Annotated in this window: 15 protein-coding genes; 9 read left to right on the plus strand and 6 right to left on the minus strand. The window is 48.6% G+C overall.

Annotated elements, in window-relative coordinates:
* Positions 1-6: 6 nt before the first annotated feature.
* Both QUE66_RS03045 and QUE66_RS03050 read left to right on the plus strand, forming a co-directional pair.
* Complete coding sequence (locus tag QUE66_RS03045) at positions 7-1,065, plus strand: formate dehydrogenase subunit gamma (RefSeq protein ID WP_286224384.1); 1,059 nt, start codon at positions 7-9, stop codon at positions 1,063-1,065.
* 5 nt (positions 1,066-1,070) lie between these two features.
* The gene (locus QUE66_RS03050; protein WP_286224385.1) at positions 1,071-1,358 is read left to right on the plus strand and encodes a hypothetical protein; all 288 of its coding nucleotides are present in this window, start codon (positions 1,071-1,073) and stop codon (positions 1,356-1,358) included.
* 47 nt (positions 1,359-1,405) lie between these two features.
* On the opposite strand, the gene QUE66_RS03055 is transcribed toward QUE66_RS03050, so the two are convergent.
* The 3 genes from QUE66_RS03055 to QUE66_RS03065 are packed head-to-tail and all read right to left on the minus strand — an operon-like array spanning position 1,406 to position 3,437.
* Positions 1,406-2,032 carry a YbhB/YbcL family Raf kinase inhibitor-like protein gene (locus QUE66_RS03055; RefSeq protein ID WP_286224386.1) on the minus strand — a complete coding sequence of 209 codons (627 nt, stop codon included), beginning with the start codon at positions 2,030-2,032 and terminating at the stop codon, positions 1,406-1,408.
* Positions 2,033-2,059: 27 nt separating this feature from the next.
* On the minus strand, positions 2,060-2,749 hold the full coding sequence (locus tag QUE66_RS03060) for an ATP-binding cassette domain-containing protein (RefSeq protein WP_286224387.1): 690 nt from the start codon (positions 2,747-2,749) through the stop codon (positions 2,060-2,062).
* The gene (locus QUE66_RS03065; protein ID WP_286224388.1) at positions 2,742-3,437 is read right to left on the minus strand and encodes an ABC transporter permease; all 696 of its coding nucleotides are present in this window, start codon (positions 3,435-3,437) and stop codon (positions 2,742-2,744) included. The genes QUE66_RS03060 and QUE66_RS03065 overlap by 8 nt, the downstream gene beginning before the upstream one ends.
* Before the next feature lie 74 nt (positions 3,438-3,511).
* Between QUE66_RS03065 and QUE66_RS03070 the strand changes: the two genes are divergently transcribed.
* The 4 genes from QUE66_RS03070 to cls are packed head-to-tail and all read left to right on the plus strand — an operon-like array spanning position 3,512 to position 6,489.
* A complete protein-coding gene (locus tag QUE66_RS03070) occupies positions 3,512-4,060 on the plus strand; it encodes an LOG family protein (protein ID WP_286224389.1) in 549 nt (182 codons plus the stop codon).
* A gap of 9 nt (positions 4,061-4,069) precedes the next feature.
* Positions 4,070-4,273: a (2Fe-2S)-binding protein gene (locus tag QUE66_RS03075; protein ID WP_286224390.1), complete on the plus strand. Its 204-nt coding sequence runs from the start codon at positions 4,070-4,072 to the stop codon at positions 4,271-4,273.
* Entirely contained in the window at positions 4,239-5,018 is a 780-nt protein-coding gene (locus QUE66_RS03080; RefSeq protein WP_286224391.1) for an endonuclease/exonuclease/phosphatase family protein, read from the plus strand. Before QUE66_RS03075 ends, QUE66_RS03080 begins: the two co-directional genes overlap by 35 nt.
* A 1-nt stretch (position 5,019) precedes the next feature.
* A complete protein-coding gene (gene cls, locus QUE66_RS03085) occupies positions 5,020-6,489 on the plus strand; it encodes a cardiolipin synthase (protein WP_286224393.1) in 1,470 nt (489 codons plus the stop codon).
* Here cls and QUE66_RS03090 read toward each other — a convergent pair.
* The 3 genes from QUE66_RS03090 to QUE66_RS03100 are packed head-to-tail and all read right to left on the minus strand — an operon-like array spanning position 6,486 to position 9,933.
* On the minus strand, positions 6,486-7,664 hold the full coding sequence (locus QUE66_RS03090; RefSeq protein WP_286224717.1) for a CaiB/BaiF CoA transferase family protein: 1,179 nt from the start codon (positions 7,662-7,664) through the stop codon (positions 6,486-6,488). The genes cls and QUE66_RS03090 overlap by 4 nt on opposite strands.
* Before the next feature lie 2 nt (positions 7,665-7,666).
* Positions 7,667-8,836: an acyl-CoA dehydrogenase family protein gene (locus QUE66_RS03095; protein WP_286224394.1), complete on the minus strand. Its 1,170-nt coding sequence runs from the start codon at positions 8,834-8,836 to the stop codon at positions 7,667-7,669.
* A gap of 2 nt (positions 8,837-8,838) precedes the next feature.
* Complete coding sequence (locus QUE66_RS03100; protein ID WP_286224395.1) at positions 8,839-9,933, minus strand: choloylglycine hydrolase family protein; 1,095 nt, start codon at positions 9,931-9,933, stop codon at positions 8,839-8,841.
* A 75-nt stretch (positions 9,934-10,008) separates the two neighbouring features.
* Between QUE66_RS03100 and QUE66_RS03105 the strand changes: the two genes are divergently transcribed.
* From QUE66_RS03105 to QUE66_RS03115, 3 genes are read left to right on the plus strand one after another with little or no spacing between them, the layout of a single operon-like run.
* The gene (locus QUE66_RS03105; protein ID WP_286224396.1) at positions 10,009-11,202 is read left to right on the plus strand and encodes a CaiB/BaiF CoA transferase family protein; all 1,194 of its coding nucleotides are present in this window, start codon (positions 10,009-10,011) and stop codon (positions 11,200-11,202) included.
* Positions 11,202-11,702, plus strand: coding sequence for a YqaA family protein (locus tag QUE66_RS03110; protein ID WP_286224397.1), 501 nt, complete (start codon positions 11,202-11,204; stop codon positions 11,700-11,702). The genes QUE66_RS03105 and QUE66_RS03110 overlap by 1 nt, the downstream gene beginning before the upstream one ends.
* 41 nt (positions 11,703-11,743) lie before the next feature.
* Positions 11,744-12,517 carry a 3-hydroxybutyrate dehydrogenase gene (locus QUE66_RS03115; protein WP_286224718.1) on the plus strand — a complete coding sequence of 258 codons (774 nt, stop codon included), beginning with the start codon at positions 11,744-11,746 and terminating at the stop codon, positions 12,515-12,517.
* The last annotated feature ends 3 nt before the right edge of the window (positions 12,518-12,520 follow it).

Here is a 12,520-nt window from a genome sequence, read left to right on the forward strand (position 1 = left end):
GATCCGATGAATGCATCATTTGGCTCTGTAATACGATCTATCCTGTTGGCAGCAGGTCTTGCTATCAGCTCTCTAAGTATTGCTCAACAAGGAACCGCCCAGTCGCCGACTCCTCAGAAGGTTGAGTCAGTCAATATTCTGGATGTTGGACGGTCATCGAATGCAACTACTCAAGCTGCCATTGAGGCGGGTAAAAATCAACCAGGAAACAATGCGCCAATCTGGAGAATGGTGAATAGCGACGAGGTGCATTACACCTCCCTACCAGGGGCTGAAAATGGTGTATTAATCCAAAAGACCGGGCAAGAGTGGCGCTTAATTCGTAATGGAGTGATTACTGTTTACGGGGCTTGGTTGCTGACAATCGCTTTTTGCGGAATTGTTGCCATGTACGTCTTTAAGGGCACGATTAAATTGCATGAGCCGATGTCTGGACGCAAAATTCAGCGCTTCACTTTGCTAGAGCGCATTACTCATTGGACCATGGCGTTTACCTTTGTGGCACTTGCCTTTACCGGCATCATGATCTTATGGGGTAAATATTTCTTATTACCATTAACAGGGCCAGCATTCTTCGGAACCTTCTTATTGGTTTGCAAAAATGTGCATAACTTTGTGGGCCCCGCATTCACTGTCAGTATCGTAGTGTTCTTTATTCTCTTTGTCCGCAGAAACCTTCCTGAGAAGGGCGATATGGCCTGGGCGCTTGGATTTGGTGGTTTGATCTCAGGCAAACATATCCCTGCTGGATTTTTTAACTTCGGTGAGAAGTTCTGGTTTTGGGTTGGAATGGTGATTTTAGGCTCCGCAGTATCCGCATCTGGATGGGTGCTCGATATGATCGTCCCATTTATTCAGATTGAATACTGGCGTGGCACCATGCAGATTGCCAACATCATCCATGGTGTGGGAGCGATTTTGATGACTGCCCTTGCGCTCGGGCATATCTACATCGGTACGATTGGTATGCAAGGCTCAATCGATGCCATGAAAACAGGGTATTGCGATGAGACTTGGGCTAAAGAGCACCATGAGCTTTGGTATAAAAAATTAGGAAAGGGGTAATTCACATGAAACGTTTGCTTGTTGGTTCTGTCTGTTTAATTGGATCAACCGTCGCCCTAGCTGCATTACCACCCCCAACCCCACAGCAAGCCGAGGCAGCAGCTCTTGCTAAAGCAAAAACTGCTTATGCAGGAACCGTTGCCAGCTATCAGCTTTGCCAATCCATAAATGCCATTGCGATGAAATATAAAACAGCAGGTACGCCCAATCCTGCCCCTTGTGTTGCGCCACCCCCATTTGTACCTCCTGCAACAGCCTCAGTCGCACCAGCGCCTGCACCTGCTAAAAAATAACTCAATATTTCTTAATAGGAGTCCCCAAGGCGACCCTTGGGGATTTTTTATTTGACAGCGGGATTGAGGGTGTATCGTCCAGTGATCTGTGCGCTTGCCAAAATATGACGCTGTAAGGCTGCTAATGCAGTTTTGCCATCAAAGGTGGAACCTAAACCGAGCGATGGCGTATCGAGGGCATAGACCGTAAAAATGTAGTGGTGCCAAATGCTGTCATTCCATGGCGGGCAAGGGCCATCGTAACCAAAATAATTGCCCTTCATTTCAGCGTCACCTGAGAACCAAGCGGTGTAATCATTGATCCCGTGTAAGGCGCCGTGGTGTGTTCCAGGGCCGGGTTTACCTCGGGGCACCACTTCGGTTGAGTAGTGACCTGCTGGGATCTCAGTGATCGTCTTGGGAATATCGACCATGACCCAGTGAAAGAAATCAATGCGGGGTAGGGATGCGGGTACCGTTTTACCTTCTTGATTGACGTCGTCCGGCTTGGAGGGAACATCTGGATCATGGCAAATCAAAGTAAACGATTGTGTGCCAGCGGGAATATCCTCCCACCGCAAATGGGGATTGTGATTTGACCCAAGACATACATGTCCCCGATCATTAGGAATGCAAAACGCATACTGTCCTGGAATCACTGCACCATCTTGAAAGCTTGAACTGGTGAGTAGCATAGGGTCTCCTAATATTGAATAATTGACTTATTGTGCAATAAATTCGCGAGCAAGAAACTGGGAACCCTCTTTGGTCTGAGGGTTTTTAAAGAAGGCATCGGGGTGGGTAATTTCTAGGATTTTGCCGTCTTGCATGAAGATGAGATTGGACGCTAGGCGCTTCACCTGGGCCATATTGTGAGAGGCAAATAAAACCACCTTCCCATCTCTGGCAAGCTCAGTAATCATCTGCTCTACATCATCACTGGCATTGGGATCTAGATTAGCGGTGGGCTCATCGAGAAGGACTAATTTGGGGTTTTGTAAGCGAGCTTGGGCAAAGCAAAGCTTTTGGCGTTCCCCAGCAGAAAGGCGTTGAGCGGGATTATTAGCTAAATGCGCAATTCCAACAGATTGCAAGGCCTCATCAATTGCTTGATCGCTAATGGTTCGATGGGTATCCCTTAATAAGCTAAGGTGCTCTCTAACCGTGGCTTTGAGCATGGGGGTGTAATGAAACACCAGTGCACTCTCATCGGACGTGAAGGGACGTTGGCATTGACCCTGCGATGGCTCAATTAGGCCATGGATTAAGCGTAATAAGGTTGTTTTCCCAGCGCCATTGGGACCAATCAGGGCAGTAATACCTGCTAGGGGAACTTGAAGATCGCCAGATTGCAAAATAATGCGCCCATCACGGATGACCTCAACATTATGTAGGTTAAGCAATTTATCCATAACGTCGCTCCGCAACTTGTCGAACGACAAATATGAATATATTTGCCAATATCACAATACCAAGAAGGACAATTCCCAAAGACAAGGCAAACGCAAGATCGCCTTTGCTGGTTTCTAGTGCAATCGCGGTGGTCATGGTGCGCGTTACCCGATCAATATTGCCGCCCACAATCATTACTGCCCCGACTTCTGAGATCGCCCGGGCAAAACCAGCCAGAATGGCGATCGTGAGTGAGAAGCGACAATCCCAAATGAGCCACTTAAGACGAGCAAAGTAGGGTAGACGCAGAGCCATGAAGGTGTCGCGATGAATTTTCCAAGAATCCTCTAGTAATTGGCGGCTAAGTGCTGCAATTAAAGGGGTGGTGATAAAAAACTGAGCCACGATCATTCCCTTGACCGTAAATAACCAGCCCCACTCGCCAAAAGGACCGCTTCTTGACAGAATCAAGTACACCAAAACGCCCACAATCACTGTCGGTATCCCCATCATGCTATTCAGGATCACGATTGCAACGCGCTTACCCGCAAACTCTTCGGTGGCTAGCCAAGCCCCAAGCGGCAAGCCCACCAAGGTCCCCAATATCAGGGCCGTGATACTCACCTGCAAAGAGGTGATGACAATGCGCACAATTGCCGCATCGAGATGGGCTAGCAGTGCAACGGCATCAAGAAAGGTGGAGCTCATGAGCGAGAATCATTAAAAGGATCATTGGATTCTAACAATCAATGCTCCCTAAGTCTCGGTGGCACAATGGTGTGATGTCAATTACTGTTTGTGTCTTTTGTGGATCTCGACCCGGTTCTAATCCGAGCTGGTCGACTGCCAGTAGCCAATTGGGCTCTGAAATTGCTAAGCATGGCTGGCGACTCGTCTTTGGGGGTGGCGGGGGAGGTCTAATGGGTGATCTGGCCCGAGGTGCTCTGGCATCCCATGGCAATGTAATTGGCATTATCCCCAGTTTTTTGACTGAGGCAGAGGCTGTGATTGAAAATTTGGCGGAGCTTTACGTCGTAGAAAGTATGGTTGCCCGCAAAGAGATGATGATTGAGCTCTCCGATGTTTTTGTGGTTCTACCAGGCGGTATTGGTACGATCGAAGAATTGTTTGAGGTGTGGACTGGTAATCATGTCAAGGCGTATAGCAAGCCAATCCTGATTGTGAACCTAAATGGTTTTTATGACTTGCTGCTTCAATTTACTCAACAACAGTTCGATAATGGCTTTTTAATCGAGCGTCATTTCAGCTATATCACGGTAGTGAAGACAATTCCTGAGGCAATTGCATTTCTTCAATTGAAGGCGCGGTAATTCAGTATCATGAATGTCATGGCGGATGTCATTTGTTTATGTAATCAAATTTGGGACGAGGATTTACGAGAGTACTTGGCAACCCATGAAATTAACTCCATCGAGGAGTTGCGCCAAGAGGCATCAATTTGTAATAAGTGCATGCAATGCGAAGAGCTCGTTCAAACTGAAATTTATCATGCGCGCATTCGACGCCAGCAACATTCATCCTAGTGCAATCCAGCCCGCCTCAGGTTTGCGGGTGGTCACGATTAATATGCATAAAGGGATGTCACCCCTCAAAATTGATTCGACCGTCTATCGTTTACGTCAGCGTTTGAGATCTCAACATCCCGATTTAATCTTCATTCAAGAGCTACAACAAGAGAACATCCGTCGACAGAAACGTTTATCCACCTGGCCGAAGCAAGAAATCACCCATTTTCTGGCTGATGGATTTTATGCAGATTGGCATTACGGCAAAAATGCCGAGTATCGACATGGTCATCACGGCAATGCCATTCTTTCCAAATTTCCATTGCATAAAGGAGATAACTACGATATTTCAGCCTATCGGTTTGAGCGTCGCGGTCTCTTGCACTCTATTATTCAATTAGCAGAGGGCCCGCCCATCCATTGCTTTTGTGTACACCTGGCCTTATTGCAACGTGGACGTGAGCGCCAAGTCGATACCATCTTGCAGCACATTGAGACTCTATCAAAGCATGAGCCCAGTATTATTGCGGGTGACTTTAATGATTGGCGTAATTCTGCGAGTGAGCCGATGGGTGAGGCTGGCTTTGTGGATGCGTTTGAGAGTTTGTATGGTGCCCCGGCTAAAACCTTCCCAAGTGCGAAGCCGATGTTAGCGATGGATCGTATTTATGTGCGTGGCTTAAAGATTCAGAAGGCGCAGGTATTAACCGAATGGTCAAAATTATCAGATCATTTAGCTGTATATGCAGAGTTAGGTCACTAATATGATGCACCTGTTCACCGGCACCATTTTTGGCTATCACGTCCCGTGGTTTGTGATCCTGCATGTCGTGATTGCGATCTTATTTTTCCTGCGGATCATCTGGGTTCGACGCCCAGTGGGGGTAGCAGTCTCGTGGCTATTGATTATCGTTTCCTTCCCAATTATTGGCCTGATTCTTTATTTGACCATTGGTGAGCGACCCGTTGGCCGAACGCTGACAAGCAAGATCATTCGCATGGAAAAGGAGTACGCCAAAATTAGTAAGGCAATGCGTCAGTTGCATGAGCCCGACCGCGCCCTTTTGCATCAGGATGCGCATGCGATTAGCCTACTTGCGCAGGCCAAGAACGGTACACCAGTGGCCGCTGGTAACCAGATCGAACTGTTTACCAACTCGCTGGAGATCCTGCAGCACTTCATTGATGAGATCAATCGTGCCCAAAAATCCATTCATATGGAGTTTTATATTTGGTCGCTGGGTGGTGATGCTGACCGAGTGGGCGAGGCCCTGATTACAGCTTCCAAGCGCGGAGTGAAGTGCCGTGTTTTGCTTGATTCTTTGGGAAGTTCTAGCTGGTTTAAATCTGCTTGGCCAAAGCGCTTTGCAAATGCCAAGATTGAGGTGACCGAAGCTCTACCAATTCAGTTTGGCCGTTTTCAGTTCCGACGCGCCGATCTGCGTTTACACCGCAAGATATTCATCATTGATGGTGAGACAGCATGGACTGGAAGTATGAACTTGGTTGATCCCCGAACCTTTAAACAGGACTCTGGAGTGGGGGAGTGGGTCGATGCCATGGTTCGTATTCAGGGACCCGTGGTGTCCCAGTTTGAACTTACCTTTTCATACGATTGGAGTGTTGATAACCCAAGGGTAATGCACTTTAGTGATCGCGATGGTCTCAATAAAAAGCCGGCTGGTAACGCTTTAGCTCAGGAGTTCTCGTCTGGACCAGTTTATCGAGACGATATTCTTTATCAGGTCTTGCTCTCTGCGGTACTCGATGCGCGCCAGGAGCTCGTGATTACCACCCCGTACTTTGTTCCGGATGAGGGTCTGGTCCAGGCGTTAATGGCAGCCTCTCACCGTGGAGTGAGGGTGAAGCTAATCGTACCGCGCCTGAATGATTCAACTTTGGTTGCTTGGAGCAGTCGGAGTTTTTACAGTACTCTACTAGGTGCGGGTGTTGAGATCGCTGAGTTTAAAGGAGGCTTATTACACACGAAGAGCCTTTTAATTGATGAGCGGATTGCTATTTTTGGATCGGTCAACTTCGATCAGCGCAGCTTACGTCTTAATTTCGAAATCAGCCTCATTGTGTACGACCAAACCTTCTGCACTCAACTTAAACAGCTAACTACCAGTTATCTTAAACGCTCACAGATCATTAATCGAATTGGGTGGGAACGCCGCCCACGGTGGCGAAGACTGTTGGAGAACACAGCGCACCTAGCATCGCCCTTGCTTTAAATCGCTCCGGCTTGTTTTAGCTGCTGGATCGATTCTGCAGAATGCCCGAGTTCTTTTAGGATTGCCTCAGTGTGTTCACCGATCCCCGGTATTTTGTCCATCCGATACTCATAGGCAGTATTGATGCCTGGAGGTAATAGGGCGGGGATTGAGCCATTGGGAGATTCCACCGAATGCCAACGTCCGCGCGCACGCAATTGTGGGTGATTCCAAAACTGATGCATATCATTTAGGGAGGCATTGGCAATCTGAGCCTCCTCGAGTTTGGCTAAAACCTGTTCGCTCGTCATTGCAGAGAAGATCTTCAAGATAATGGCATTGAGTTCCACACGGTTTTCATTGCGCTTGAAGTTTTTATCAAAGCGGGGATCGGTCGCAAGCTCAGGCTGCAAGAGTACTTTCTCGCAAAACAAAGCCCACTCGCGCTCATTCTGAAGGCCTAACATAATCGTTTTGCCATCGCCGGCTAAATAAGGACCGTAGGGAAAGATAGTGGCATGCGAAGCACCGGTGCGCGGTGGCGGAGAGGCGCCATCCATACTGTAATACATCGGGTAGCCCATCCACTCTCCAAGCGCTTCTAGCATGGAAATATCGATCACTGACCCTTTGCCCGTCTTTTGTCGCTGGAGAAGCGCTGCCAAGATATTGGTATAGGTATACATACCTGCTGCAATATCTGCAATGGAAATACCAACCTTGCTAGGGGTCTCAGGTGTTCCAGTGATGGATAAGAGTCCCGCTTCACTCTGAATCAGTAGGTCATACGCTTTTTTATCCCGATACGGCCCATTCTCACCATAGCCAGAGAGATTGCAATAAATTAATTTGGGATTGCTTGCTTGTAATGCTTGGGCAGTAAGGCCCATCCGGGCTGCTGCGCCCGGAGCAAGGTTTTGGACAAACACATCGGCAGTCTCTAGTAATTGACGCAGGATAGTAAGCGCAGGCTCGTGTTTGAGATCGAGAGTCAAACTTTCTTTGGAGCGATTCACCCAGGTGAAATGCGAGGACATCCCTTTGGCGCGTTGATCGTAGTTGCGCGCAAAGTCACCGGCACCAGGCCGCTCAATCTTGATGACGCGGGCACCAAGATCCGCTAGCTGACGAGTAGCAAAAGGCGCCGCGATGACATGCTCGAGTGCAACGACAGTAATACCGTCTAAGGGCCGCATCACTAGAATGAGCGTGGTAAGCCAAGCAAGTGCTCGGCCACATAGGAGTAGATCAAATTAGTCGAAATCGGAGCAACTTGATAGAGTCGGGTTTCTCTAAACTTACGCTCGACATCGTATTCACAAGCAAAGCCAAAGCCCCCATGTGTTTGTAAGCAAACATTGGCGGCTTCCCAGGATGCCTTGGCTGCTAAATACTTCGCCATATTCGACTCAGCCCCACAGGGCTCTTGTCGATCAAATAGCTCGCAGGCCTTAAAGCGCATCAAGTTTGCTGCCTCGGTCTCAATATAACTATCGGCAATCGGAAACTGAATACCTTGGTTCATGCCAATGGGGCGATCAAAGACCACACGCTCAGTAGCGTAGCGGCGTGCGCGATCGATAAACCAATAGGCATCACCAATGCACTCTGCAGCAATGAGTGTGCGCTCAGCATTTAAGCCGTCCAAAATATATTTGAAGCCCTGACCTTCGGTGCCGATCAAGTTCTCGGCTGGAATCTCTAACTGATCAAAGAAGACCTCATTGGTTTCGTGATTGACCATGTTGGCGATGGGACGCACTTCCATTCCTTTACCGATTGCCTCATGGAGATTGACGATGAAAATGGACATACCTTCCGACTTTTTCTTGACCTCCGAGAGGGGAGTGGTACGCGCTAACAAGATCATTAAATCCGAATGCTGAATGCGCGAGATCCAAACTTTCTGACCATTGATGATGTAGCGATCCCCTTTCTTGGTTGCAGTAGTCTTTAGCTTAGTCGTATCGGTTCCAGTAGTGGGCTCAGTCACTGCCATACTTTGCAGTCGCCATTCACCCGAGGCAATCTTCGGCAAATATTGTTGCTTCTGTTGCTCTGAGCCGTGACGTAGCAAGGTGCCCATGTTGTACATCTGACCATGGCAAGAGCCAGCATTGCCTCCAGAGAGATTGATTTCTTCCATGATGACGGAGGCTTCAGCAAGACCCAGCCCAGAGCCACCATATTCCTCAGGAATTAAAGCTGCCAACCAACCCGCATCGGTCATTGCTTTTACAAATGCTTCAGGATAGCCGCGCTCGTGATCAATTTTTTGCCAATAGGCAGAGTCATAGCGCGAGCAAAGATCGCGAAGCGCTTCGCGCATTTCCTGATATTGGTCTGGTTTTGGAATACTTAATGCCATGATTAATTCAGTAGTTTATTAGTGATGTCGATGGTTTGATAAGGGAGCTGATCTACTGGCCAAGCACCAGATTTATTACTCTCAAAAATCTTTTTGAGATCTAAGGTGACATAACTAGTGCGATTTGCATAGTTGGAGATATGCCATTGCTGGTTATTGAGATCCTTAATGTTGACCCATTGGGTGTAATCGGAAACCACTTTATCACCGTCCTTTGAGGCAGCTACACCAATTGGAATATCAACATTATTCAAAATATGACCAGTGAGTTGCACGCTCTCAGCGCGGTTGTTTGGTGGTGCAGCAAGTTGGCGTAAGTACGCAGCCCGAATAAATCGTGAGGGCGGGGTGTAATCCGCAGGCAAGCCCATCAGCCCACCACCTTGACCAAGCTCTGTAACATTTTGGCCATTCACCGTAACCGCGCTGCGAGCAAAATTGGTTAGGTTAATGTAATTTCGAGCATTGGTAATGTGCCAATCGTAGGTTGGGGAGTTCGTTAATACGTTTGCGACATTTTCGTGGATACGCATTTGACCTTTAACGAACTCGATTACGATGCTGGCACCTGTGCGATCAGTGAACACAAAATGTAACCAGGGGGGAGTTGGGCCTGAGGGAAGGCTTGAGTCATACCAAACTTTGAAGCGTGGAATCTCTTTGCGTAATTCAGCGACATTAGCAAACATTCCCAAGGCAAGCGTTCCAAAATCTAGAATCGAGACATAGTCCAAATCTTTGGGGGTAACGGTTTGATATTCAGTAAAGCCAGGAAGGAAGTTGCCACTCATCCCTAAGCCGGCACTATTTTGACCCTCAAGCAGAGCAGGTGCGCCCGGCAAGATTCCAGGGGAGATTCCGAGAACAGCGTATTTGGTAATGAACTGGATTGGAGGTAACTTGAGATTATCGGGAGCCGTGGTACGAAATTTAGTTCCTTGTGGGAGGCTGTTGATGGTCCATTTCATATCAAAGGCCCACTCCATGGTGCGACCAGCAATGACCGTGCCATCTTTGGCCTGAATATTGACCGCAGTACAAGCAAACGAGCTGTGAAAAAAACTAAGTAGCATAAGACCAACCAACCATTGTTTCATTGTGACTCTCCAACTCAAGATTCGGAATCTTGTAGTTTAATCTAGATACTTTCTTGATTGATGGGGCTAATTGCCATGCAACAAATCCTCTCCGGTATTCGTGTCCTAGAGCTTGGCCAATTAATTGCGGGCCCCTTCGCAGCGAAGACCTTGGCGGACTTCGGGGCGGAGATTATTAAAGTCGAGTCGCCCGGGGATGGCGATCCATTGCGCAAATGGCGTATGCTGCATGAGGGAACCTCGGTCTGGTGGCAAGCGCAGTCTCGTAATAAGCAATCGATTTGCATTGACTTGCGCCAACCCGAGGGTCAGGATATCGTGCGACGTTTAGCCCAAGAGGCGGATGTTCTGATTGAAAACTTTCGGCCCGGCACGATGGAGAAATGGGGCATGGGTTGGGATGCATTGCATGCGCTTAATCCGAGCTTGATCATGTTGCGTGTTTCTGGCTACGGACAAGATGGACCGCGTCGCGATGAGCCTGGCTTTGCCGCTATTGCGGAAGCAACGGCTGGATTACGATATTTAACTGGACACCCCGGGCAGGTGCCTGCGCGCGCGGGCTTATCACTCGGTGACACGATTGCTGGCTTGCATGGCGCCTTGGGTGTTTTGCTTGCACTCTATGAACGTGATGCTCGAGGTGGTCAAGGGCAGATGATTGATGTGGCGCTTTACGAAGCAGTGTTTAATCTGACCGAGAGCCTCTTGCCGGAGTACCACGTCTTTGGTGCAATCCGTCAACCAGCAGGAGGGGCATTGCCAGGCATTGCCCCATCAAATGCCTATCCTTGTATTGATGGCCAATACGTATTAATTGCCGCCAATGGGGATTCATTATTTAAGCGATTGATGGATCTGATCGGTCGTAACGATTTAGGCAACGATCCTGAATTGGCGCGTAACGATGGGCGGGCTAAACGTGCTGACGCCATTGATGAAGCAATTGGGCAATGGACGAGCCAACGAACCCTTGAAGAGATTCTGGCTGCTCTACAGGGTATTGCTGTTCCTGCTGGACGTATCTATAGCGCGAAAGATATTGCGGAGGATCCGCACTACCGTGCGCGCGGTGTGATTGAAACCATTGAGAGTGCAGACGGTTTAAAAGTAGAGATGCCAGGCATCATTCCGAAGCTCTCCCAAAATCCTGGGCAAATTCGACATCGCGCACCGACACTTGGCGAACATACTGAATCGGTTCTCATGAAGCACGGATTTACGGTTGAACAGATTCAGACTTTGAAAGACGCCGGCGTTCTGCATTAATGGAAGCCCTCATTCATTCCATGATGGATTGGTTTGGTATGCCCACCGTGGGTCTACCGGCGGTATTTATTGTGGCGGCGGTATCCGCCACTCTTATTCCAATGGGCTCCGAACCCGTTTTGTTTGCATACGTCAGCTTAAATCCTGAGGATTATTGGTTGGCAATTGGTGTGGCAACCCTGGGCAATACCCTGGGCGGCATGATTAATTGGTGGCTGGGATTACTCGCGCGAAATACCTATGAGTCATTGCGAGGAGAGACCCATTCACGCGCCCAAGCCTGGCTAGAAAAACGAGGGCCACCAATGTTGTTACTCTCGTGGTTACCAATCATTGGTGACCCTTTATGTTTGGTAGCAGGTTGGTTGCGTCTGCAATGGTTACCGTGCATGATTTACATGGCGGTTGGTAAGCTACTGCGGTACATCACTCTCACATGGCTGCTAACCTCGATACCCAAGTCCTTTTGGCAAGAATTAGGCCGACTCATAGGTCTATGAGAAGATAGTTGTCTTATTGGTTCAAACGAGGGTTTTTTGGAATGCTTCTAAAGGGTAAAACCGCCTTAGTGACGGGCTCAACGAGTGGTATTGGACTGGCGATGGCTAAGGCCATGGCCGCCCAAGGCGCCAATGTGATGATGAATGGCTTTGGTGATAAGGATGCGGCAATTGCCGAGGTCAAGGCCTACGGAGTGGAAGTGGATTATCACGGCGCCGACATGAGTAAGCCCGATGAGATTGCACAAATGATTGCTGCTACCGAAAAACGCTTTAGTGCAATTGATGTGCTCATTAATAATGCGGGGATTCAGCATGTCGCCAGTGTGGAAGATTTTCCAGCAGAGCGCTGGGACGCGGTGATTGCGATCAACTTAAGTTCGGCATTTCATGCAACGCGTTTAGCACTACCAGGAATGAAAGAACGTAATTGGGGCCGCATTATTAATATTGCCTCCGTTCATGGTCTTGTGGCTTCTATTCAAAAAGCAGCATACGTAGCGGCAAAGCATGGCATCGTAGGCTTAACTAAGGTGGTTGCGCTTGAGACTGCCCGTACCGGAATTACTTGCAATGCCATTTGCCCAGGTTGGGTGTTAACCCCCCTTGTTCAAAAGCAAGTGGATGCACGCGCCCAGCGTGACAATATTTCGAATGATGCAGCTAAATTAGCATTAGTCTCCGAGAAGCAGCCTTCGGGTGAATTTGTGAAACCAGAGCAACTCGCTGCATTAGCCGTATTTCTGTGTGGACCGGATGCATCTGAAGTCCGTGGTGTTGCCTGGAATATGGACGGCGGCTGGACGGCGCAATAATTA

Source organism: Polynucleobacter sp. HIN6 (assembly GCF_030297575.1).
GTDB lineage: Bacteria > Pseudomonadota > Gammaproteobacteria > Burkholderiales > Burkholderiaceae > Polynucleobacter.